Below are 21,328 nucleotides of genomic sequence, written 5' to 3'. Positions count from 1 at the left end.
TCGGCGAATTGCAATCCAGAGACCATGCATCGCATATGGGTAGAAAATCGACGCTGACCAGTGGGTGAATACTTACAGATCAGAAAAGCTAGCGGCTGACTTTATCCGCGCTCGCGCATCAACCGGGCCTTGTCGCGCTTCCAATCGCGCTCTTTCACGCTCTGACGCTTGTCATGAGCTTGCTTGCCCTTTGCTAAAGCCAGCTCAACTTTCGCCCGCCCATGCTTGTTGAAATAGATCGATAGCGGGACCAGCGTCATGCCCTTGCGCTCGACCGCTCCGAACAGCTTGCCGATCTCGCGGGCATTGAGCAGCAGCTTGCGCATCCGGCGCGGCTGATGGTTCAGCCGATTTCCGTGACTGTATTCAGGGATATTGGCATTGATCAGCCAAACCTCACCATCGCGCACTTCGGCATAACTTTCTGCAATGCTCGCCTCGCCTGCGCGCAGCGCCTTTACCTCGGTTCCCTGCAGCGCCAGCCCTGCTTCGAATTTCTCGTCGACATGATAATCGTATCGTGCGCGGCGATTTTCCGCGACGACTTTATGTTTGTCGAAAGTTTCGGGTTTGGGGCGTGCCATAACACTGTGTCATTTAGTCGCTTGCGCTAAATTGGCAATGTGGCTGCAAATACTCTTGAATTTTCAATCCTATTCGGCATGATTTGGTTGAAGAGTTTGCGGCAGGGGCAAACTTCATCTTGATCGATGATATGGGGTCATAAATTCATGCGTTTCGTTTCTATCGCTGCTTTGGCTGCAGCGACCAGCTGTTTGGTGCCCGTTAACCTGGCAGCTCAAGAACAGCCGAACAAGCAAGAGAAGGCGATTGAGCGTCTCGCTCCGCTTCCGCTCGCGGAATATGGCGAGTTGCCGGATGTCGAAGACGCTACTCTTTCGCCTTCGGGTAAGCGGGTCGCTCTGATCGCTGAGGTGCAAGGCAAAAGGTCAATCGTCGCTATTGAGGGACAATCAACGATCCTCGCCAACATGCCTGTGGGCGATTTGAAAATCCGTTATATCGAATGGATTGGAGAAGATCGCCTGTTGCTTGTGACGAGCCAGACGGAAGATCTTGGACGGAATTTCACCACCGACAAGGCGGAATTCTTCATTGGCCGTGTTCTGCCCGTCACCAAAGGCCTCGAAGCAGGCATGATCTTCGCCAATCGCCGCAATATTATCGACTCCATTGCGGGCGACTATGGGATCCGGAAGATTGGTGACCGATATTTCGGATTTTACGGCGGAATCCAGCTCAAAAAAGTTCGCGAGGAGAGTATGAATTTGATCATGGCCGCCCGTATCTTTTTCGGGTCGATTTGCAGGACTTTTCCGTCAAGAGGGTCGCCAATGCCGCCCGGCCCGGTCATGACAACGATTGGTTGATCGACGCCAATGGCGAAATCGCAGCAACATTCGACATTGATGACAACAATGGCAATTGGACGCTGCGTAACGGTGAAAACAAAGTGATTGCGCGAGGCAACAATCCTCTGTCCCGGATTGGCCTCCTGGGTCTCAGCAATGATGGCCAATCAATCTTGCTTTCAGAGCGCACAGAAGACGGTGTTCGGTGGTTCCAAGTGCCTTCGCAAGGTGGCGAGTTGACTGAGTTTCTTCCTGATACCTCGGTCGAACGTCTGTTCTTTGATGACCAGTCTGCTCGCTTGATGGGATATAAAGAGCGCGGCGGCGAAGAGCGTATCGTGTTCTCCGACGAGAAAAAGGGTGATGCGCTGCGCAAGGTACAGGCCGCATTTAGGGGCTATGAAACGCGGCCGATCGATTGGACGCGCGACCTGTCACAAATGATCGTGAGGACAGCTGGCAACCGCGACAGCGGAACTTGGTATAGCGTTGATGTTGCAAATCTCAGCGCGCATCCTCTCGCCTATGAGCGTCTGAAAATTGAGCCCAAATATGTTGGGCCAGTTTCTACCTTTCCATATGAGACAAGCGACGGTCTCAAGATGTCGGGTATTCTGACCCTTCCACCAGACCGCGAGCCGAAGAACCTGCCGGTTGTGATCCTGCCGCATGGCGGTCCGCACGCTCATGACAAAGAGACATTCGATTGGCGGGCGCAAGCCTATGCGTCGCGCGGCTATGCGGTGTTTCAGCCCAACTTCCGCGGCTCGACCGGTGTGTCCGATGAGTTCACATCGGCGGGCTACGGTCAGTGGGGTCTCAAGATGCAAACCGACAAGTCGGATGGCCTCGCCGCGCTTGCCGCCGACGGGATAGTCGACCCTAAGCGCGCTTGTATCGTAGGCGCGAGCTACGGCGGCTATGCTGCTCTGGCTGGCGTAACCTTGCAAAAAGGAATCTATCGCTGCGCCGTTGCGGTCGCGCCAGTCAGCGATATCAAGGACATGTATCAACAAGACTATCAGGCATCGGGTAAGGAGCGCACGACCAAAGCCGCATTGCTGAATCAGCTTGGACCGCGCTCAGGCTGGGACGCCGTCTCCCCCCTACGCTTTGCCGACCAAGCCGATGCGCCGATCATGCTGATCCATGGCCGCGACGATATCGTGGTTCCATATAGCCATTCCTCCAAGATGGCGGACAAGCTGAAGGATGCAGATAAACCTTATGAGTTGATCAGCCTTGATGGCGAGGACCACTGGCTGTCACGCTCTGAAACTCGGCGCACGATGCTGGAGGCTGCGGTTGGCTTCGTTCAAAAGCACAACCCCGCCGATTAGATCTTACACCAATCCCGCGTGTTCTAGTGCCGCGTCAACCGCTTTGCGCGCTACATCGCTGGCCTCGACGATTGGTAGCCGCACGCTCGGCTCGATCCAGTCATGCACCTGACTAAGAGCGTATTTTACTGGCGCGGGCGACGCATCAGAGAACATGGCATAGTGCAGCGGGAATAGCCGATCGTTGAGCTCGCGCGCTTTTTGCAGCTCGTTTGCAGCAATCGCGTCATGAAACTCCGCGCACAAAGCAGGTGCGACATTGGCGGTAACCGAAATTGCCCCTCGCCCGCCAGCAGCGGAATGTGGAAGCCATAGTTCATCATTGCCGGAAAGCTGACAGAAGTCGCGGCCAATCCCCATGCGATGATCCGCGACACGGGAAAGATCTCCGCTTGCATCCTTAATCGCGACAATCTGCTCGGGATATTTTTTGACCAGCGCGACCACGGTTTCATCTTCAATGTCGGTCACGGTCCGCGCAGGCACATTGTAGAGCACAATCGGCAGATCGCAGTTTTCCGCCAGATAGCTGAAATGCGCTATCAGGCCTGCCTGGCTTGGGCGATTGTAGTATGGCGCAACGCAAAGTCCCGCCGCCGCCCCTGCCTTTTTCGCGAAATTCATATGCAGTGCAGCATTTTTGGTATCGTTCGATCCGCAACCCGCAATCACCGGCACACGGCCCGCAGCTTGCTCGATGCACACTTCAATCACGCGGTGGTGCTCAGCGTTGGATAAAGTCGAAGCTTCACCCGTCGTGCCGCACGGAACCAAAGCGGAGCTCCCCTGCTCGATCTGCCAGTCGACGAGGCGGCGAAATGCAGCTTCGTCAAACGCTCCATCGCGAAATGGAGTCACCAGAGCGGGGATTGAGCCGCTAAACATTGTTGTATTCCTCTAAATTGACTCATAGCGCTGTTAACCAGCGCAAAAATGTGAAGCGCCGAGGCACTGTTCAGCGCCTGATAAGGAGCCGATTGGCAAAATGTCCAGCATGCAAAAAAGTTCTTTTGGCAACCCCTTTGCCCTAGCCGCCATTCTTTTCACTTCAACCGCCGCGATGACCGGGCCGTGTTATGCGCAAAGTTCGAATGCGCAAAACAGTATGGTGGCGCAGCAACCGCGCGCCATCGGACAGGCCATTGCGCGCTGGGAAGTGCTCCAAAAATCGCGCCTATCCAGCTTTGGCGATTATGCCGGTTTCGCGATGGCCTATCCCGATTTCCCGCGCATGGCGACAATCCGGGTGCGGGCCGAAAACGCGCTGGATAATGAGGCTCCTCCAACTGCCGATTTGATCCGCTATTTCGATATGCACCCGCCGCTCACCAATGCGGCGCGCGCACGCTATGCGCTTGCCCTTGCAGGGGCACAGCGTGCCGAAGCGTTTGATGTCGCGCGTGAAGCATGGCGCGGAGGCGAGATGAGCGGTCCATCCGAAGCGTATCTTACCGGTCTGTTTGGCTCGCGCTTTACACAAGAGGATCACAAGGCGCGGATGGACGCGCTTTTGTGGCAGGGTGAGACCGAAGCTGCCGCGCGTCAGATCACCAATCTCGACCCAAGCGACCGCACACTGGCGATGGCGCGGCTTGGCCTGCTTCAGGGTAGAGTCGATCCCGCACCGAGTGAGGCGCGTGCAGACCCCGGCTACGTTTACAACTATGTCGGCCACCTGCGCAGTCGGAGCCAAAACTTTGAGGCAGCAAATGCGCTGATCAACCGTACCGAGCTTCTCGCGACTTCCACACAAGGCCGAAGACATGGTTGGACGCATGCTAAGCATCGCCAAGACCGTCGGCGCGCGACAAGCTGCCCAAATCGCGGCAAACACCGATGATCTGTTTCCACAAGGCTATGACGTGGCCAAGGGCAGCTTTGCCCTGCGTGACCGCTACACTGACCTCATGTGGCTCGGCGGGACCAAGGCGCTATGGAGCCTTGGAGACGGAGCGACCGCAGCGCCACTCTTCTACCGCTATGGCACGGGCGCCGGCACACCTCTCATCCGCGCCAAAGGCTTTTACTGGGCGGGCCGCGCTGCACGTCAGGCAGGCCAGAGCGCTGAAGCCACTCGCTATTTCGAAATGGCCGCCGAGTATCCGGAATATTATTACGGTCAGCTGGCACACGAGGCACTGGGTCGAGCGCTGCCGCAATTTGCGACCGCCCCACAGGTCACCATTTCGCAAGAGGCGCGCACCGAATTCAACAACCGCCCGGTTGTGAAGGCAATCCGCTCGATCGCTGCCAATCGCGTCGCATGGCAAACGGAGCGCCGCTTCTTCGAGGCGCTGGCCGATAGCGCCGATACGCCTGAAGAGATGAGCATGGTCGCCGACCTCGCCGCTCAAACAGGTCTTGATGAATTGGCGGTCGTCGCTGGTATGACCGCTGGCGAGCACGGGCTCAAAGGCTTCGAGAGAATGGGTCACCCGACCATCACGCCGCCACAAGGCACGAATTGGACGATGGTGCATGCAATCTCGCGGCAGGAAAGCGAGTTTGACCGCTTCCGCGTGAGCCATGCGGGTGCGCGCGGCGTCATGCAGCTTATGCCGGGCACAGCACGCGAGCAATCCGGCAAGCTCGGCATCACCTATATGTCGGCCAATCTCATCAACTCGCCGAGTTATAACATCCGCTTGGGTGATAGCTATTTCGCGCGGATGATGGATTACTATGGCGGTGCCTATCCGCTCGCCATCGGCGCTTACAATGCCGGCCCGGGACGCGTGAACCAATGGCTACGCCTCAATGGAGATCCACGCCGTGGAGACATTGACTGGGTAACCTGGGTTGAACGCATCCCGGCCAATTTTGAGACGCGTTATTACATCATGCGCGTGCTCGGAAATGCGGTCGCTTACGGCCACATGTACCCGCAGCAAGCGGGCGGCGCTCGTTCGATCAATTATTATCTGCGCTAGTCGATCGTGCGGGGGGCGTTAGTACGAAAGATGAGTGCCTGCGCTGGTGCGCTGGCGCTTGCCCTGCCCGCGCTGGCAATCGCGAAAGACAATCTCGGTGTCTATTCGAACTGGGCAGCCTTTCGCGATGCAGGCACGCCGCGCTGCTACGCGATTGCAAAGCCATCTAGTGCCACAACACGCCGCGACTTCTCGCCTTACGCGACGGTCGCGACGTGGCCCAGTCGCAAGATCCGCAACCAAGTGCACATCCGCCTTTCGCGCGCGACCGCAAAGAGCGGCACCATCCGCATGAGCATCGGTGACAAACGCTTCACGCTGACCGGTGGCGGCGGCGATGCTTGGGCGCAAAATGCAAGTATGGATGCAGCCATCGTCGCGGCGATGCGCTCTGCCACGCGCATGAGCATCCGCGCACGCGACGCATCGGGCCGCGCATTTACGGACCGATATCAGCTAGCCGGAGCGGCAACTGCAATCGACGCCGCGATCGTCGGATGCGCCGAATTGAGCTGAGCCGCTTAGACAGGCTGGCAAAGCGCGCAATCCGCGCCTATATGCGCCGCCAATCATGGCCGATACGAACCTCATGCCAATTGCCGGACATTCCGATCCGGTCACGACTCCGCGCGATGTGACGCCGCGGGCCGATGGGCGTGTGGACTTGATGGGCCTGCCCCGCCCGCGCATCCGTGATCTGTTTGAGGAAGCGGGTCTTGATGCGCGTCAGGCAAAGCTGCGTTCAAAGCAGGTGTTCCACTGGCTCTATCACCGCGGCGTGACCGACTTTGAAGCGATGACCGATATCGCCAAGACGATGCGACCATGGCTTACCGAGCGCTTTGTTATCGGGCGGCCCAATATCGTCGAAGCGCAGCATTCGACCGACGGTACGCGTAAATGGCTGCTCCAGACCGATGATGGCCACGATTTCGAGATGGTGTTCATACCGGATGCGGATCGCGGCACTTTGTGCGTCTCGAGCCAAGTCGGCTGCACGCTCAATTGCACATTCTGTCACACGGGCACAATGCGTCTTGTGCGCAATCTGACGCCCGGTGAAATTGTCGGACAGGTAATGCTCGCGCGCGATGCTTTAGGCGAATGGCCAAAGGGCCGGATGGACGGGCTCGATGATGCCGAAGACACGGACGATCCTAGGGGCCACTACACCGCCGATGGCCGTCTACTCACCAATATCGTACTGATGGGCATGGGTGAGCCGCTCTACAATTTCGACAATGTTCGCGACGCGATGAACCTCGTCATGGATGGCGATGGCCTGGCGCTGTCCAAGCGCCGCATCACGCTTTCGACCAGCGGCGTGATTCCGATGATGGAGCGCTGTGGCGAGGAAATCGGCGTCAATCTCGCGGTTTCGCTTCACGCTGTGAACAAAGGCGTGCGCGACGAGATTGTGCCGCTGAATAAGAAATATGGGCTGGAGGATTTGCTCCAGGCCTGTGCCGACTATCCCGGCGCAACCAATGCCCGGCGCATCACGTTTGAATATGTGATGCTGAAAGACAAGAATGACAGCGATGAGGATGCGCATGAGCTCGTGCGCCTGCTCAAGAAGTATGACCTGCCGGCGAAAGTGAACCTCATCCCGTTCAATCCGTGGCCCGGCGCGAATTACGAATGCTCGACGCCGGATCGGATCAAGGCGTTTTCAAACATCGTGTTCGAAGGCGGGATCAGCGCACCCGTGCGCACGCCGCGCGACCGCGACATCGATGCGGCCTGCGGACAGCTCAAAACCGCTGCTGAAAAGAAGAGCCGCGCCCAACGTGACCGTGAGGCAGCAGAAGCGGCTGCGGCGTCTGCCGAGTGAGCGGCGCGGGCCCCATCGATCAAGCCACTTACGACTTCTATCAACAACGCGTGCCGTTTTACACGGCCAGCGGCGCACATGGTCAGAGCCGCCATCTTGATGGATTTCTGAAATGCCTCGAGCCGCGATCCGAGATACTCGAGCTGGGGTGCGGCGGAGGCCGTGACAGCGCCTATATGATCGAGCAAGGCTTTCATGTGGATGCGACGGATGGAATTCCGGCGATGGTTACAAAGGCCAACGAACGGCATGATGTCAGTGCGCGTCTGATGCGGTTCGACGAGCTTGACGTTGAGGAAACTTATGATGCGGTTTGGGCGCATGCATGCCTGCTGCATTGCCCGCGCGCTGAACTGCCCGGTGTGCTGGCGCGCATTCACCGCGCATTGCGACCAGACGGATGGCACTATGCCAGTTTCAAGCTGGGCGATGGCGAAGGCCGCGACCTTCTTGGTCGAATGCACAATTTTCCAAGCGCTGACTGGCTCAGAAACACCTACGCAGCTGCACAGTTTGAAGTGACCAGCGAAGACGTCTTTCGCGGCAATGGTAGCGATGGCACGGTACGCGACTGGATGGCACTTACCGTGAGAAAGGCATGAGAAAGATTATCTCCTCAATCTGCGTCGGAAGCGCCCGCCCGTTTCGCGGCGACGAGACAAGCGCGATTGCAAAGCAGCCTGTCGAGGGACTTCTCAAGATCAACACCGATGGCTTCGTGCTGGATGAGCAAGCGGATCGCAGCGTTCACGGTGGTCCGGAGATGGCCGTCCACCTCTACCCGCTGGACCACCACCGCTTCTGGCGAGAGAAGATCGGCGACCATCCGCTGCTCGGCGAGCCCGGTGCGTTCGGCTCGAACCTGGCTGTTAGCGGCCTTGGCGAACGCGATGTGCATATCGGCGACCGGTTTCGCCTTGGCAGCGCGCTGCTTGAGGTCAGTCAGCCGCGCCAACCGTGCTGGAAGATCGAGCACCGCTTTGGTGAGAAGGGCATGGTCGCGGCAATCGTCAAATCGGGCCGGTGCGGTTGGTACTTCCGCGTGCTTCAGGAAGGCTCGGCAAAAGCCGGTGACAGCTTGGAGCCAGTGGAAGTCGGCGCATCGGATTGGACAGTTGAACGCACTTTCCTCACGATCTTTAGCGGTTCAGGGTCGCGGGATGACCTGCGCGCAGTCTCGCAATTGCAGTCACTCGCCCCAAAGCTGCGCGCTAAAGTGGCGGCCAAGCTTCAGGCTGGATGAGCGCCTCACGCCCGAGTGAGCTCTCCGCCTTGGGTGACGAAGCGACACTTGCCTCCGACCCAGACATCTCCGTTGTCGTCCTGCTCGCAATGGACAAGGCCGTTCGCGCCGACCTTCTGCCCCTGCCCCGCGCGATAGGAGCCTTGCGCCAAACCTTCGCCGAACAGGTGCATGGCCACGCCAGCATTGAAGCTGCCCGTAACCGGGTCTTCCGTGAAACGCTCAAAGGTGTCCGCGAAGAAGGCCCGCAATTCCCAGTCGCGCTCACCTCCATCATGTGGCCCCGCAATACCGATATCGGTGCCAAGCGGTGCCTTGGCCGCGGGCGTGGCGGCGAGCACATCGTTGGCTGATTGCAAGCGCAGCAACTGCCACTTCGGACCGTTTACGACGTGCACGGCTTCCACCAACGCCTCCTCGTCAACTCCCGCCAGTTCAATCGCCGCCGCGCGCTCCTCCTCACTCAGCGGCTCATGCCTGAGGAGGTCGGGCGCTTTGAACGCGAGTTGCTCATCGGCGACACGGACTTCGATCAAACCGATGCCGCATTCCTGAATGGCGCGACCGCCAATCTTGGGTTTCCCGCCTGCAGCCAACCACCCAAAGCACGTGCCCAAAGTCGGATGCCCTGCGAAAGGCAGCTCACCGCCGGGATAGAAGATCCGAACTCGGTAGTCGGCACCCGGGTCAGTCGGCGGAAGAAGGAAGGTCGTCTCCGAAAAGCCAAGCCACTGTGTTAGGGCCAGCATATCCTCTGCGCTCATATCGGTCGCGCCGTGAACTACCGCGAGGGGATTGCCGCTAAGCGGTCCATCGCAGAATACGTCTATGAGATCACAGCTTACCGGCAATTCCGTTCTCCTCGCATCATTCAGATGCGCAATAACTCAATTGCGCAGCATTGCGAGACGCAAACTACGCGCGACTACGCCATCGAAATCAGAGTGAGTCATTCGGATCCGAAAGTGCATCCCTATAAGACAGGACAGCTCAACTCACCGCTTAATCTAAACGGCCTATCTCCTGAACGGAATTCCGAACAAGTTGTTCATCTAGCGTTTTCCCAAGATGAACGAAAAGCCCTCTTGCCCCCGACGCAGGGACTCAGAAAGAAGAGGGAACCGCTATGAAGATTTTGACCACTTTCGCCGCCGCTGGCACTCTCGCCATCGCCGCCGCTCCTGCACAAGCAGCGGATTTGAGCATTGATGCAAACGGCTTCGCACCGACGAGCATTGAACTGGTGACCGGTTTTGATGCCATCGAGCAAACCGCTGATCACGCAAAGGATCCGCCCCGTCATGCGCGCGCCTATGGTCGCCGCTATCGCGACCGGGACCGTTATTACTACGATGATGACGATGATTATGATCGTCGTCGTTATGACCGTCGGTATGATCGCTACGGTCGCTATCGCGAGCCGCGCAAGATTCGCCGTGGTGACCGCATCTGGCGCGGTCGGGATGGACGCTACTACTGCAAGCGCGACAACGGCACGACTGGTCTGATCATCGGTGCTGGTGTCGGAGCTCTGCTCGGACGCGAAGTTGACCGTCGCGGCGACCGGACACTCGGCACGGTCCTAGGCGCTGTCGCCGGTGGCCTTCTCAGCCGCGAAATTGACCGCGGTGATGTCAAGTGTCGCTAAGTTAAGAGGCGCTCCACTCCCACAAACGCCTCGGGCGTCGCCGGCATCCTCGGGTTCCAGCGACGCCCATTTGCTTTTCGCCGTCGGGACATCGCCGATTGATGCGGGTTCAACGCGCTGATAGGGCGTGACGGAATGACCCGGCCAACAATCCTCGTTACCGGCGGTGCCGCCCGCATTGGCGCTGAGATCGTCAAACGTTTCGCCGCAGAAGGCTGGCACACGATCATCCACTATCACTCGTCGTCGGATGAGGCCGAAGCGCTTGCCGACACACTCCCTTCAGCGAGCATCGCGCAATGCGACTTGATGGACGGCGACGCGGTCGTCGCAATGATCGAAGACCTTGCGGCAAAGCACGATGACTTTCGCGTTCTGGTGAATTCAGCCGCTGTGTTTGTGCCGGATGAAGCGACCGGGCTCGACCCGCAGATCAATACAGAAGCAAGCCAGGTCAACGCGGTGACACCGACGCGCATGGCGCAGGCCTTCTTGGGTCGTGCGCGCAGTCACGCCGGGCGCTGTGTCATCAACATCACCGACATGAAGCTTGAAAATCCCAATCCGGACTTCTTCAGTTATACGATGGCAAAGCACGCCTTGTCCTCGACGATACCGATGCTCGCTATGGGCGCAGCTGGCGAAGAGGATCGCATATATGGCATCGCGCCCGGAGCGATCCTGGCAAGTCACGACCAAAGCGAGGATGAGACCGAAACATCCCATCGGCTCAATCTGCTCGGACGCAAAACAGGCGCGGACGAGATTGCGGATGCGGCCTGGTTTCTTTCAAAAAACGCATTGCGGAGCGGGTCTACGCTATACATCGACAGCGGCCAGCACCTGCTCGATCAGCCACGCGACGTCATCTATCTTGCTCGCGGTGAATAGGGCACAGAAGTCGGATCAGCCCGGGTATTTGCGGTTCATCGCAACCCAGCAGACCCCGATGATCTCTTCGAGAACATTCAAATCAATATCGGCAAGCTTATTCACGTAAACACAGCTCGCCCCGGTTTTGTGCTTGCCCATTTTTTCGAGCAGCGCGTCGACCTTTTTGCCGGTCGCCTCGTCGCAATATCGCCCCATCAAATAGAGCGAGTGCTTGGCCTTGCGCGGACTGAAGCCGCTGCGCATCCAGTCCCCTTCGCGCCCGCTTTCATACTTATAGCGGTAATGGCCGTAGCCGATGATGGATGGCCCCCACATTTGCGGGACCTGCCCGGTCACTTTGCGAAACAGCGCGTCGAGCACTTTCGCATCCTCGCGTTTCGCAGCCGGTTCCACTTCATCAATAAAGCCGTCAACCGACGCGCGTGTGGGCTGGGTCTTGTTTTCGCTCATGCCTGCGAAGTTAGACCAATGTTGACACTTCAAACAAGGCTGCCATTCGTAACGATACAAGCCCCCGCACCGTAAAGAGATTTATATGAGTATGACACTTTTCGACCGCTTTCTGAAGAAAGGCGTTACACAGGGGCGTCTTGGTGTGGTGTTCGCCGATGGCACGGCCAAGACCTACGGTGAACCTGCAGAGGGCTTCCCTGAGATTGTCCTGCGCTTCACCGATTCCAAAGTGCCGCGCGACATCATCATGGATCCACGTCTTGGCGCTGCCGAGGCGTTTATGGATGGTCGCCTCGTTGTCGAAGAAGGCGACATCATGGGCCTTGTCACGCTTTTGCGGATGAACAACCCTTGGGACAAGGGCGGCGATATCGGCCCGCCCAGCCTGCTGCGCCGCGTCGTCAACAGTGCCAGTTTTGCAGCCGAAAAGGTCAACAACCGGATCAGCTCAAAGAGCAATGTTGCCCACCACTACGATATCGGAAACGACTTTTACCGCCTGATGCTCGACGAAGAGCACTGGCAATACAGCTGCGCATACTGGCCAGAGGGCGTCGCAAACTTGAGCGAGGCGCAAACTGCGAAACTTGCACACATCGCTGCCAAACTGGCGATCAAGCCGGGCCAGAAAGTGATCGACATCGGTTGCGGATGGGGCGGAATGGCGATCTTCCTCGCCAAGCATTACGACGTCGAAGTGGTCGGCATCACCCTTTCAGAAGAGCAGATCGACCTCGCCAAACAGCGTGTGAAGGATGCCGGCGTTGCCGACCGTGTCAGCATTGAGCTGGTCGACTATCGCGACTTCGCGGCTGCGGGCCGAAAGTTCGACCGGATCGTCTCGGTCGGCATGTTTGAGCATGTAGGACAGCCTCAATTCGAGACGTTCTTCGAGGCTTGCGGCAAGATGCTAACCGATGATGGTGTCATGTTGCTGCACACGATCGGGCGCATGGGCGGCCCGGGCTCAACCGACGCCTTCACTCGCAAATACATCTTCCCCGGCGGCTACATTCCCGCCCTGTCAGAGACCGTGGCTGCCAGCGAGAAATTCCGCCTGATCGCTTCGGACGTTGAGACCTTGCGGGTGCACTACGCCAAAACTTTGCGCGCATGGTACGCGAACTGCATGAAGAACCGCGAGGCCATGATTGCCATGTATGACGAGCGATTTTTCCGAATGTGGACGTTCTATCTCTCAGGCGCAGCGACCGTCTTTGAAAACGGCAGCATGTGCAATTACCAGATCCAATATACCCGCAATCGCTACGCTCTGCCGCTCACGCGAGACTACATTGCGGCAGAGGAAGCGCGCCTGATGGAAGCGCCCGCGCAAAAGAGCCGCTAGTCCGCCTGCTACTCAGCCGCGCAGATTATGAGAACGCCGCGCTCAGCCAGCGCGCGATAACGCGGCCATTGATCCTCTGGGACAAGCGAGAGATCGCTGCATTCCGCAGCGCGCTTGACCGCTGCCTTACCCGCTTCGCCGCCAGTCACGGCATGCTGCGGAAATAGAGCCGCCAGCGCGGGCGATTTTCGCGCCGCAATATCATAAGCGGTGCGCCCGCGATCATCCTTCACATCGATAGGAAAGCTGCGCCGCAGCAGCTTTTGGATCATCAGCGCATCGTAATCGAGCGCGGCAACATGCAGCAAAGTCAGCCCGCCTTCGCCGCCTTCTTTGGGCAGAATCTTTGCTGCATCGACCAGGGTATGCAGCACGTCGTTCTTATAAGGCGTGGTGGGCGCAGTCCGGTCAGAAGCCTGGTAGCTTTTGTATTTTATCCGCTGATCAAGCGCGAGAGACAACGGGATTTCTCGCGCTTGATTGCGGCGATCCACATCCACACCCAGAGCAATCAACCGTTCCAGCATGGCGATATTTCCATCGCGGATATAGGCCGGAGCAGATGCAGCGGCATGGAGCAATGTGTTGCCATCCTTGTTCGAAAAGCCGGGCGCCATCCCCTCATCAAGCAACCGTTCCAATCCTGCCATATTTCCCAATTGAGCGTAGCGAAGCGCGAGATCGCGTGTCTCTGCCTTTGCCCGCTGTTTAGCCTGCGTCTTTGCCATGCTCTTTGCCGCCCGGGTCATATTGATGCGCGCTGGTTGGCTGGTGGGACGCGGTATTGGGCGAGTCGTTCGCGCAGGCTGCGGCTCAGGAACATAGGCGCCGTCATCGCGAGGGGTCTGACGCTCTCGAAATGCGGCGGTCATATCTTGCACACATTGGCCAAATTGCTGCTCACACTGCCGGTAGGTCGGGCAAATCTGCGGCTCTACCTGGCACCGGGTCGACTCGTAATTGGCAAGGTGACTGCAGGCCGCCTGCGCAGCGCGTCTTCGGTAGTCTCGGCCATATCCATTGTTAAGAGGGCTGCGGAAGGTCCGAACGCAATCCTCATATCTCTTTTTATGCGGAGCAAGGCATTGTGTGCGCCAATTTTGCCGTTCGCGCTCGTTACTGTCGCAACGCGAAACGTCCGCTCGGCAGAATGTCCGGTTGTTGTGGCATTGCACATCCAGACCGCTGCCTTGCAGCATTGCCGTTAACTGAGCCGCGCTGCCAGTGCGGGCCTGTGTTTTCTGAGAGGGTGCCGGGGTAATCGCGAGCAGCAAGGCAGATATCCCCGCGATGACTGTCGCCAAACCATAAAGCCAAAGTCGCATAGCACTTCCCCCAAGCCAGCGCCTGCGCGGGAATTACATCCAGAGCGACGCTATGCTCTAATAGCAGCTGTCAGCCTATTTTGGCCAATCCACGGCGTGTCTGTGCGACCTAGTGCGCCGTGCCTGCTCCCCGTGCGTTGAACGGGAAGTGAACCCAAAAGGTGGCTTATCTAAGCCGTATCGCGCGATCTGGGCCGATACGCTGGGCCAAAACCTAGCAAAGCCGCACCTACAAACGGCAGAGCCACCACCCAAATGCGAAGGCCCGTCACGCCTTCGGGGCTCGCAATCGTTACGCCTGCGGTCAAAGCAAGCCCGACGCAGATCAAAAGCACGCCCGCCAATATCCGCGCTTTGGGGACAGTCCGACCGCCCCTAACCGGGTCAAAACTACGTTCGTGGCGTGCAAACAGCGCAATCATCGGCAAAAGCGCAAGAATATAGTTTCCGAGCCAAAGAGGCCGCGACACCCACCATTCGATGGTGCCGGGCACGGAACTAAGTCCGATCCCGCCAAAGCCAATCCACGCAATGGTCATCACCAGAACGAATGCGGTCAAATGCCATAGATAAACCGTCATGATCATACCGTTCATCAGAACGGTCGCGGTCCAGACGGTGAGATTGTTGAGCATCTTGCGCCCGATCGGCTCGAGCAAAAGCACGAGGCCAACCTGAGCTGCGCCGAGCGCAAACAGCGCCAAAGTTGGCGGGAGCGAATTGGAGAAGCCGCCCGGTGCCGAGACCATCGACACGGGGTAGAAACCATAGACCGTTATCGCGATCAGGATTGCAAGCGACGCCGCAAACCAACCGCTCGCAAACAGCCGGTTTTCAAAGCGCCCTTCCCGCCATGCGAAGCCCAACTGATGGATCGCTAGGAATACCCAGAGAAAGTTTGTGAAGTTGATGTATGGGACTCCGACCGAAAACGTCAGCCAATCGGTCGCTATCGCAATCGGGATATAGATCGCAAAACTCAGCCAACCGAAGCGCTGCCACGCCTTGTAAGCGAGCGGCGTGCAGGCGGTTACGATCAGATAGACGGCGAGGAACCAGACCGGGATGAGCGCCGCTTCGGTCGCCATACGGATTTGGCTGCGATCCAATCCGACCTGCGTCATGACTATCGCCAAAACTGCCCACAGCAACAGGACCGGAAATGTCGGCGCAATCAGGCGCTGCACGCGGCTCGCAAGCCAGTCGCGATATACCCCGCGCTGCCCGGGTTCGGCTTTGCGTAAGGATGCGCCCCAGCTGACCCCGTTGGAATAGCCCCCGACCAGGAAGAATACTGGCATCACCTGAAAACCCCAGGTCAGCCAATGGGTCCAAGGCGCCACGCTCAACAAATCACCGCGCTGCAATGCGCCCGATTCATCGACGTAAAGACCCGCCATTAACCAATGGCCAAACACCACAGCAAGGATCGACACGGCCCGCAGGAAATCAACCCAGCGATTGCGCTCTGGCGGCGCCATTTGTGCCAATTCACGCGCTTGGCCCCACAGGCCCTTCTTGCGCTTCGCGACGTTTCCAGCAGCCATGGATATGATCCCTCCAACCCAAATTTCGCTCTAACATTGTGATCGTAAACAATTTCCGCAAGCTCTTATGGGTGAGGCCTGCGCTTAACCGTTGCCCCATGCCCCTCGCCCTGCTAGCCGCGCCGCGATCCTTAGGAGCCCTTTCAAATGTCCGATATCAAACGCGTCGTTCTGGCCTATTCCGGCGGCCTCGACACCTCCGTCATCGCCAAATGGCTTGAGGTCGAACGCGGTCTCGAAGTTGTGACCTTTACTGCTGATCTGGGCCAAGGCGAGGAAATCGAGCCGGCGCGCGAAAAGGCTCGCGCGATGGGAATTCCTGACAAGCACATCTTCATCGAAGATTTGCGCGAGGAATTCGTACGCGATTACGTCTTCCCAATGATGCGCGCCAATGCTCGCTACGAAGGCGATTATCTGCTCGGCACATCAATCGCCCGTCCTTTGATCTCCAAACGTCTGGTCGAAATCGCGCGTGAGACGGATGCCGATGCGATTGCTCATGGCGCCACCGGCAAAGGCAATGACCAGGTGCGTTTTGAGCTGTCTGCCTATGCGCTTGATCCAAACATCCACGTGATCGCTCCGTGGCGCGAATGGGACCTTACGTCGCGAACCGCCCTCATCGCATGGGCAGAGGCGCATCAAATCAAGGTTCCGACCGACAAGCGCGGCGAAAGCCCGTTTTCGACCGACGCGAACCTGCTCCACACCTCTTCCGAGGGCAAAGTCCTCGAAGACCCGTGGAAGGAGACGCCCGACTATGTCTATTCGCGCACTGGTCACCCAGAGGACGCGCCGGATACGCCAGAATACATCACGATCGATTTTGAGCGCGGCGACGGTGTTGCGCTGAATGGCGAGGCGATGTCGCCAGCTCAGCTGCTGACTGCGCTGAACGACTTGGGACGGGTGCACGGTATCGGACGGCTTGATCTGGTCGAGAACCGCTTTGTCGGGATGAAGAGCCGCGGCATGTACGAGACACCCGGAGGCGAGATCTACGCCAGAGCCCACCGGGGCATTGAGCAGATCACGCTCGATGGAGGCGCGGCGCATCTCAAGGATGAGCTAATGCCGCGCTACGCTGAGCTGATCTACAACGGCTTCTGGTTCTCGCCCGAGCGCGAGATGCTCCAAGCGGCGATCGATCATTCGCAAGCGAAGGTAAGCGGGACTGTGCGATTGAAGCTCTACAAGGGCCTCGCCAGCGTAGTGGGCCGCAAGTCGCCGAACTCGCTTTATTCCGAAGCGCATGTGACCTTTGAAGATGATGCCGGGGCTTATGATCAACATGATGCAGAGGGCTTCATCAAACTCAACGCTCTAAGGTTGAAGCTGCTGGCCAAGCGGGATCGTTGAGTTGGGGAACCGTTTGGGCTTTCCTACATTTCACCTTCCGTGAGAAGCATTCGTACGAGTCGCAGCCGCGATCTCGATCGAAAACGGTGAAATCTGGTTCGATTTGGCAAGAATCGACTGCTATTCGTGTCTCCAGCCTAGCGTATGCGACGAATGGATGACTTATCCACCTCCCTCCACAAGTGATCTGAGCAAAAGTGGATAAGTCGGCCTTGCTATGCTTGCCTAAACCGTTCCCCAAGCGCATTCTCAAAACATCGAAAGAGACAAGAAAAGATTGAGAAGAGAGCCGCAAGGCGCTGTTTTTGAACTTTGATTAGATCAATCGACGCGATGGTGATTGTCCACGCGAACGCCGAGAGACAGAGCGCGTAAGGCTTCGGCCCGAAACGAACTGGATCGTTTGAGGAGATCGCGAAGCTGATCCATCGGATGGCCACCAAACTGGTCTTTGATTGAGGACGAAAAGGGGCGACCCGGATCGGTTTGAAAACAAAGGCATATCAGATTGGAGGTCTCAGCTCTGCCCAAGGAGCAGAAGAAGCAAACACGAACCGAGGTTCGAGTATGTGGAGACTGCTCGCAAGTGGATGCTGGATGCCGGCGCGAGCGCCGGTGCAGACGCCCGTCGCACTTTGTGCGGAGGTGAAAACATCGGATGCCAAGTGCGTCTTGCAAGGTTCGCCAAGTAAGACGACCACGCGGCGGTAAGAGTGGGGTCGGCAGCAATGCCGGCCCCATTTGCTTTTGCGCCTGCAACCTCCGACGGTCAGCTGGAGCCGCCACAGTCGACCGGCGCCAATCCACCGGATCGCGATTCAAACTGCCAAAGAGCCAAACCCAGCCCGCATTCGCGGCAGGCCGAGCCATCAAGCCGCCAAAACGAGTGACACCCGATTGTCACAAGCCGCCCGCTAAGTCACAAGCTTCAACACTATGAGAGGGGTAGGAAAGCGGTTTCTCGCCAGCGCAATGGCGACGAGTGCAGCAGCCACGCTGTTCGCCTCCACCCCGGCGACCCACGCCGCCTCGTCAGACGAGGCGGACGTACCTCCCCCCGCCGAGCCCAGCTTCTCTGCCCAGTTCGCGCCCTACCGCGTCGCCCCCACCCCGATCGACATCACACCAGGCTCCGTCGACCTCAGCACCTTCGAGCCCCCGCGCGAAGAGCCGCCCGAGCCCGAACCCGCCACATCAGGCACCATCCGCTCGCTCGGCAATGGCGTCGCCTCCTACTACGGACGCCGCTTCCACGTACCGCAAGACCGCCAATGGAGAGCGCTTCAACATGCGCGCGATGACCGCGGCTCACAAGACGCTCCCCTTCGGCACCAAGGTCCGCGTGACCAACCGCCGCAACGTACCGCTCCGTCGTCGTACGGATCAACGATCGCGGACCCTTCATCCGCGGGCGCACCATCGATCTCAGCCGCGGCGCCGCCGAGCAGATCGGCATGGTCGCCAGCGGCCACGCCCGGGTTTCGATGGAAGTGGTACGCTAGCGAGCCTCCCTGGCCCACGAGCGCCCCCATTTTATACCCCGCTTACTCCGTCGCGGGCGCTTCCTCAGACGCGCCGTCCATCGTCGCCATCACATCGCGCATGCACGATTCGCCGATAGCAGTCATCTTCTCCTGATTGATCAGGTCCATCGGCCCCAGATCCTGCTCCTTGATCTGAGCCACCGAGCAATCGCAGAACGGCCCCGCAAGCTCCGCTGGCCCGCCTTCTGAGGCGAACGAGGAGGCGCACTCAGCCGCAAAGCTCTCCAGCATGGCATCCTTGTCGACGCCCCCGCCGCAGGCAGAGAGCATCAGCCCTCCGGCAAGAGCGACAGGCAGTGCGACGGCTTTGGTAGTGAACGGCATATAGGACCCCTTTCGTGTGTTCCGCCATCCAACCTACACCGCGCCAGATGCGCCAGCAACAGACGGGAATCATAGCGCCGCCGCGTCGCCACCACCTCCCCGTGATAGATCACCTGCTCCTCCACCCCGTTCAGCGCGCGCGTGGCGAGCAAATCCTCGGCCTGCTCGCACGCATTGAGCAGCGCCGCATCTCAGCCTCGCTGCGATCTAGGACCACAAGTAAATGGGGCTAACCGCAGAGGTTATCGCCCCGCGCATCAATGGAAAGGCACCGCAGTATTCATCTCAATTACGGCGAACACATATCTATTTTATTTTTCGTGTAGGGCCGCCCAAATTAGGCACGTTTGGACCAGATGGAATACCTACACTTGACCGACTTTGAATCGACCTTGGAACGGAATTATAACTACGACCAGCCCTTGACATTGATTCCTTTAGCCAAGCTGATCCCTTCAACTGCTTTTCCACAGCTTTATCCCCTTTTATCTACGAATCCTTTACACTGATTCACACGTAGAATTCTAGCCCCTGTTGACATCTTTAAGCGCCTGGCGTTGGTGAAGGAATGTCAGAGCAACTTGATAGAAGAGAAGTATTCTTTGCACTAATCGCACCAATCGGTGTCAATTTAAACGATGTTGAGAATACAATTCGGACCGCACTCAAGTCCGTTGAGTATGAATGCAATGCTATTCGGCTAACGGATATTTTTCTGGATTTCGACCACGACTACGATTTAGATTACGAAAACGAATTCGAGCGGTACCAAAAATTCATTAGAGCGGGCGACAGCCTCAGAGTTGACACGAAACGCAACGACATCTTTGCACTCTACGGAATCCAGAAGCTAATTCAGCATGCACCTAGAGATGAGAGCGACGAAATACCGACCGACGTTGTTCATGTATTCCGTCAACTAAAGCGACCTGAAGAAATTAAGACGCTGAAGCAAGTGTTCGTACCGTAATATCGTTTTCATTTCCTGCTATGATTCTAAAGAGAACCGCATAAATAATCTGGTCAAGAACCTGCTCAAAACCCAACGCGGTCGCTCGAGAACTGATCTAGAGTCTGAAGCCCTCAAAATTATGGCGATTGATGAAGATGAGCGCGAGCATCGGGCTGGCCAACGGGTTTTGGATTGCTACCAACACGCAGATTACGTCGTTGATTGTCAATCTGTTTCATCCCTTACAAGCTCGGTCAAACGACTTATCGATATCTATTTTGGATCGCCATTCATCTCACCAACGAAGGATGAGTACTGCATCTATCATGCAAACGCAGCAGCATATCGCTCGCTTGATCTCTCGCGCCAAGTAGGAGCTGCTATCTTTGACGACGATTGCCAAATACTCTCGATGGGTTGCAATGAGGTTCCAAAGGCGGGTGGCGGAACCTACTGGGAAGGCGACCTCAACGACAAGCGAGATTACGTTTTAGGACGGGATTCTAACCATCAAGTTAGAGAAGACATGGCGACTGATGCCCTACAGCGCCTTCAGCAGGACTGGCTGGACCCAAAATTCAAGGAACTGCCACTTGAAGAATTAGCAATCAGAGCGTTCGACCGCAGCGATGCCCCACTCAAGGGCTCAATGATTGCTGATGTAATGGAATATGGTCGCATGGTTCACGCGGAAATGAACGCAATTACCGATGCAGCTCGAACTAATAAATCGATACAAGGCGCAACACTATATAGTACGACAATGCCTTGCCATCTTTGCACTAAGCTTATCATATCATCGGGGATAGGCCGTGTCGTTTACATTCAACCGTACCCGAAGAGCCTTGTTCAAGAGTTGTACAATGACTCAGTCGCAATCGATCAGCCTCATCGGAAAGACAGGGTCAGATTCGAGACGCTAAAAGGAGTGACCCCAAACGGGTACAGAATTGCCTTCCGGAAAGTACGTGACAGAAAGAATAAAGTGACGGGTGAAATTGTTGAATGGGATGCAAAAATGGCAGCACCAATTTTCTTAAGCCATTATCCATATTACCGACCCTTGGAAATTGCCTCGGAAGAGGAACTAAGATTTGCGCTGTTAGACCTCCAGGACGCTGTGCAAAAAAGAGCAAAGTAGTCCCACCTCAACACCTCTTGCGCTTCAGCGCTTCTCTTGTCTAAGGCCGCAGCCTGCGCTGGGGCTCGCG

Annotated in this window: 22 protein-coding genes and 1 pseudogene; 16 read left to right on the top strand and 7 right to left on the bottom strand. The window is 57.4% G+C overall.

Annotation, left to right across the window (positions count from 1 at the left end):
* Positions 1-101: 101 nt before the first annotated feature.
* The gene (gene smpB / locus ACZ1GU_RS06945) at positions 102-584 is read right to left on the bottom strand and encodes an SsrA-binding protein SmpB (RefSeq protein WP_472647317.1); all 483 of its coding nucleotides are present in this window, start codon (positions 582-584) and stop codon (positions 102-104) included.
* Positions 585-731: 147 nt separating this feature from the next.
* Between smpB and ACZ1GU_RS06940 the strand changes: the two genes are divergently transcribed.
* Positions 732-1,391, top strand: a complete 660-nt coding sequence (locus ACZ1GU_RS06940) for a hypothetical protein (protein ID WP_472647316.1) — start codon at positions 732-734, stop codon at positions 1,389-1,391.
* Positions 1,388-2,713, top strand: coding sequence for an alpha/beta hydrolase family protein (locus ACZ1GU_RS06935; RefSeq protein WP_472647315.1), 1,326 nt, complete (start codon positions 1,388-1,390; stop codon positions 2,711-2,713). The genes ACZ1GU_RS06940 and ACZ1GU_RS06935 overlap by 4 nt, the downstream gene beginning before the upstream one ends.
* Before the next feature lie 3 nt (positions 2,714-2,716).
* On the opposite strand, the gene dapA is transcribed toward ACZ1GU_RS06935, so the two are convergent.
* Positions 2,717-3,598: a 4-hydroxy-tetrahydrodipicolinate synthase gene (gene dapA, locus ACZ1GU_RS06930; RefSeq protein ID WP_472647314.1), complete on the bottom strand. Its 882-nt coding sequence runs from the start codon at positions 3,596-3,598 to the stop codon at positions 2,717-2,719.
* Positions 3,599-3,698: 100 nt separating this feature from the next.
* Here dapA and ACZ1GU_RS06925 point away from each other — a divergent pair, with 100 nt between their 5' ends.
* From ACZ1GU_RS06925 to ACZ1GU_RS06900, 6 genes are read left to right on the top strand one after another with little or no spacing between them, the layout of a single operon-like run.
* On the top strand, positions 3,699-4,553 hold the full coding sequence (locus ACZ1GU_RS06925; RefSeq protein ID WP_472647313.1) for a hypothetical protein: 855 nt from the start codon (positions 3,699-3,701) through the stop codon (positions 4,551-4,553).
* Positions 4,477-5,643 (top strand): lytic transglycosylase domain-containing protein, encoded by a 1,167-nt coding sequence (locus ACZ1GU_RS06920; protein ID WP_472647312.1) that lies wholly within the window; start codon positions 4,477-4,479, stop codon positions 5,641-5,643. The genes ACZ1GU_RS06925 and ACZ1GU_RS06920 overlap by 77 nt, the downstream gene beginning before the upstream one ends.
* A gap of 30 nt (positions 5,644-5,673) precedes the next feature.
* The gene (locus tag ACZ1GU_RS06915) at positions 5,674-6,159 is read left to right on the top strand and encodes a hypothetical protein (protein WP_472647311.1); all 486 of its coding nucleotides are present in this window, start codon (positions 5,674-5,676) and stop codon (positions 6,157-6,159) included.
* A gap of 55 nt (positions 6,160-6,214) precedes the next feature.
* Entirely contained in the window at positions 6,215-7,477 is a 1,263-nt protein-coding gene (gene rlmN / locus ACZ1GU_RS06910; RefSeq protein WP_472647310.1) for a dual-specificity RNA methyltransferase RlmN, read from the top strand.
* Entirely contained in the window at positions 7,474-8,079 is a 606-nt protein-coding gene (locus ACZ1GU_RS06905) for a class I SAM-dependent methyltransferase (protein WP_472647309.1), read from the top strand. Before rlmN ends, ACZ1GU_RS06905 begins: the two co-directional genes overlap by 4 nt.
* Positions 8,076-8,720, top strand: coding sequence for an MOSC domain-containing protein (locus tag ACZ1GU_RS06900; protein ID WP_472647308.1), 645 nt, complete (start codon positions 8,076-8,078; stop codon positions 8,718-8,720). Before ACZ1GU_RS06905 ends, ACZ1GU_RS06900 begins: the two co-directional genes overlap by 4 nt.
* A gap of 5 nt (positions 8,721-8,725) precedes the next feature.
* Here ACZ1GU_RS06900 and ACZ1GU_RS06895 read toward each other — a convergent pair whose 3' ends face one another.
* A complete protein-coding gene (locus ACZ1GU_RS06895; RefSeq protein WP_472647307.1) occupies positions 8,726-9,571 on the bottom strand; it encodes a PhzF family phenazine biosynthesis protein in 846 nt (281 codons plus the stop codon).
* Between the two features lie 275 nt (positions 9,572-9,846).
* Here ACZ1GU_RS06895 and ACZ1GU_RS06890 point away from each other — a divergent pair, with 275 nt between their 5' ends.
* Together ACZ1GU_RS06890 and ACZ1GU_RS06885 are read left to right on the top strand one after the other, a co-directional pair.
* Positions 9,847-10,368, top strand: a complete 522-nt coding sequence (locus ACZ1GU_RS06890) for a glycine zipper 2TM domain-containing protein (RefSeq protein ID WP_472647306.1) — start codon at positions 9,847-9,849, stop codon at positions 10,366-10,368.
* Positions 10,369-10,503: 135 nt separating this feature from the next.
* On the top strand, positions 10,504-11,259 hold the full coding sequence (locus tag ACZ1GU_RS06885) for an SDR family oxidoreductase (RefSeq protein WP_472647305.1): 756 nt from the start codon (positions 10,504-10,506) through the stop codon (positions 11,257-11,259).
* Between the two features lie 15 nt (positions 11,260-11,274).
* Here ACZ1GU_RS06885 and ACZ1GU_RS06880 read toward each other — a convergent pair whose 3' ends face one another.
* On the bottom strand, positions 11,275-11,712 hold the full coding sequence (locus tag ACZ1GU_RS06880) for a DUF1801 domain-containing protein (RefSeq protein ID WP_472647304.1): 438 nt from the start codon (positions 11,710-11,712) through the stop codon (positions 11,275-11,277).
* Positions 11,713-11,797: 85 nt separating this feature from the next.
* On the opposite strand from ACZ1GU_RS06880, the gene ACZ1GU_RS06875 reads away from it, so the two are divergent.
* On the top strand, positions 11,798-13,063 hold the full coding sequence (locus tag ACZ1GU_RS06875) for a class I SAM-dependent methyltransferase (protein WP_472647303.1): 1,266 nt from the start codon (positions 11,798-11,800) through the stop codon (positions 13,061-13,063).
* An 8-nt stretch (positions 13,064-13,071) separates the two neighbouring features.
* Here the strand turns inward: ACZ1GU_RS06875 and ACZ1GU_RS06870 are convergent, their stop codons facing one another.
* Together ACZ1GU_RS06870 and ACZ1GU_RS06865 are read right to left on the bottom strand one after the other, a co-directional pair.
* A complete protein-coding gene (locus tag ACZ1GU_RS06870) occupies positions 13,072-13,791 on the bottom strand; it encodes a hypothetical protein (protein WP_472647302.1) in 720 nt (239 codons plus the stop codon).
* Positions 13,792-14,558: 767 nt separating this feature from the next.
* Complete coding sequence (locus ACZ1GU_RS06865; protein WP_472647301.1) at positions 14,559-15,935, bottom strand: acyltransferase family protein; 1,377 nt, start codon at positions 15,933-15,935, stop codon at positions 14,559-14,561.
* Positions 15,936-16,082: 147 nt separating this feature from the next.
* Between ACZ1GU_RS06865 and ACZ1GU_RS06860 the strand changes: the two genes are divergently transcribed.
* The 3 genes and pseudogenes from ACZ1GU_RS06860 (at position 16,083) to ACZ1GU_RS06850 (ending at position 18,799) form a co-directional block, all read left to right on the top strand.
* Positions 16,083-17,297 carry an argininosuccinate synthase gene (locus ACZ1GU_RS06860; protein WP_472647300.1) on the top strand — a complete coding sequence of 405 codons (1,215 nt, stop codon included), beginning with the start codon at positions 16,083-16,085 and terminating at the stop codon, positions 17,295-17,297.
* Between the two features lie 1,219 nt (positions 17,298-18,516).
* Positions 18,517-18,603, top strand: a pseudogene (locus ACZ1GU_RS06855) (hypothetical protein); the annotation flags it as partial.
* 76 nt (positions 18,604-18,679) lie between these two features.
* The gene (locus tag ACZ1GU_RS06850) at positions 18,680-18,799 is read left to right on the top strand and encodes an RlpA-like double-psi beta-barrel domain-containing protein (RefSeq protein WP_472648726.1); all 120 of its coding nucleotides are present in this window, start codon (positions 18,680-18,682) and stop codon (positions 18,797-18,799) included.
* A gap of 42 nt (positions 18,800-18,841) precedes the next feature.
* Here ACZ1GU_RS06850 and ACZ1GU_RS06845 read toward each other — a convergent pair whose 3' ends face one another.
* Positions 18,842-19,165 (bottom strand): hypothetical protein, encoded by a 324-nt coding sequence (locus ACZ1GU_RS06845; protein ID WP_472647299.1) that lies wholly within the window; start codon positions 19,163-19,165, stop codon positions 18,842-18,844.
* A gap of 568 nt (positions 19,166-19,733) precedes the next feature.
* Here ACZ1GU_RS06845 and ACZ1GU_RS06840 point away from each other — a divergent pair.
* A complete protein-coding gene (locus tag ACZ1GU_RS06840; RefSeq protein WP_472647298.1) occupies positions 19,734-20,135 on the top strand; it encodes a hypothetical protein in 402 nt (133 codons plus the stop codon).
* Positions 20,136-20,256: 121 nt separating this feature from the next.
* The gene (locus ACZ1GU_RS06835; RefSeq protein WP_472647297.1) at positions 20,257-21,258 is read left to right on the top strand and encodes a deaminase; all 1,002 of its coding nucleotides are present in this window, start codon (positions 20,257-20,259) and stop codon (positions 21,256-21,258) included.
* The last annotated feature ends 70 nt before the right edge of the window (positions 21,259-21,328 follow it).

The organism is Erythrobacter sp. HA7-11 (assembly GCF_055693605.1).
The sequence above is the reverse complement of the archived record's forward strand: the minus strand, read 5'-3'. Positions and strand labels throughout refer to the sequence as shown.

Excerpts from the sequence above, each read along its gene's own strand:
- smpB (WP_472647317.1), bottom strand. The coding sequence starts at position 584 with ATGGCACGCCCCAAACCCGAAACTTTCGACAAACATAAAGTCGTCGCG.
- ACZ1GU_RS06940 (WP_472647316.1), top strand. The coding sequence starts at position 732 with ATGCGTTTCGTTTCTATCGCTGCTTTGGCTGCAGCGACCAGCTGTTTG.
- dapA (WP_472647314.1), bottom strand. The coding sequence starts at position 3,598 with ATGTTTAGCGGCTCAATCCCCGCTCTGGTGACTCCATTTCGCGATGGA.
- ACZ1GU_RS06925 (WP_472647313.1), top strand. The coding sequence starts at position 3,699 with ATGTCCAGCATGCAAAAAAGTTCTTTTGGCAACCCCTTTGCCCTAGCC.
- ACZ1GU_RS06920 (WP_472647312.1), top strand. The coding sequence starts at position 4,477 with ATGGTTGGACGCATGCTAAGCATCGCCAAGACCGTCGGCGCGCGACAA.
- ACZ1GU_RS06915 (WP_472647311.1), top strand. The coding sequence starts at position 5,674 with ATGAGTGCCTGCGCTGGTGCGCTGGCGCTTGCCCTGCCCGCGCTGGCA.
- rlmN (WP_472647310.1), top strand. The coding sequence starts at position 6,215 with ATGGCCGATACGAACCTCATGCCAATTGCCGGACATTCCGATCCGGTC.
- ACZ1GU_RS06900 (WP_472647308.1), top strand. The coding sequence starts at position 8,076 with ATGAGAAAGATTATCTCCTCAATCTGCGTCGGAAGCGCCCGCCCGTTT.
- ACZ1GU_RS06890 (WP_472647306.1), top strand. The coding sequence starts at position 9,847 with ATGAAGATTTTGACCACTTTCGCCGCCGCTGGCACTCTCGCCATCGCC.
- ACZ1GU_RS06885 (WP_472647305.1), top strand. The coding sequence starts at position 10,504 with ATGACCCGGCCAACAATCCTCGTTACCGGCGGTGCCGCCCGCATTGGC.
- ACZ1GU_RS06880 (WP_472647304.1), bottom strand. The coding sequence starts at position 11,712 with ATGAGCGAAAACAAGACCCAGCCCACACGCGCGTCGGTTGACGGCTTT.
- ACZ1GU_RS06875 (WP_472647303.1), top strand. The coding sequence starts at position 11,798 with ATGAGTATGACACTTTTCGACCGCTTTCTGAAGAAAGGCGTTACACAG.
- ACZ1GU_RS06870 (WP_472647302.1), bottom strand. The coding sequence starts at position 13,791 with ATGGCAAAGACGCAGGCTAAACAGCGGGCAAAGGCAGAGACACGCGAT.
- ACZ1GU_RS06865 (WP_472647301.1), bottom strand. The coding sequence starts at position 15,935 with ATGGCTGCTGGAAACGTCGCGAAGCGCAAGAAGGGCCTGTGGGGCCAA.
- ACZ1GU_RS06860 (WP_472647300.1), top strand. The coding sequence starts at position 16,083 with ATGTCCGATATCAAACGCGTCGTTCTGGCCTATTCCGGCGGCCTCGAC.
- ACZ1GU_RS06845 (WP_472647299.1), bottom strand. The coding sequence starts at position 19,165 with ATGCCGTTCACTACCAAAGCCGTCGCACTGCCTGTCGCTCTTGCCGGA.
- ACZ1GU_RS06840 (WP_472647298.1), top strand. The coding sequence starts at position 19,734 with ATGTCAGAGCAACTTGATAGAAGAGAAGTATTCTTTGCACTAATCGCA.
- ACZ1GU_RS06835 (WP_472647297.1), top strand. The coding sequence starts at position 20,257 with ATGGCGATTGATGAAGATGAGCGCGAGCATCGGGCTGGCCAACGGGTT.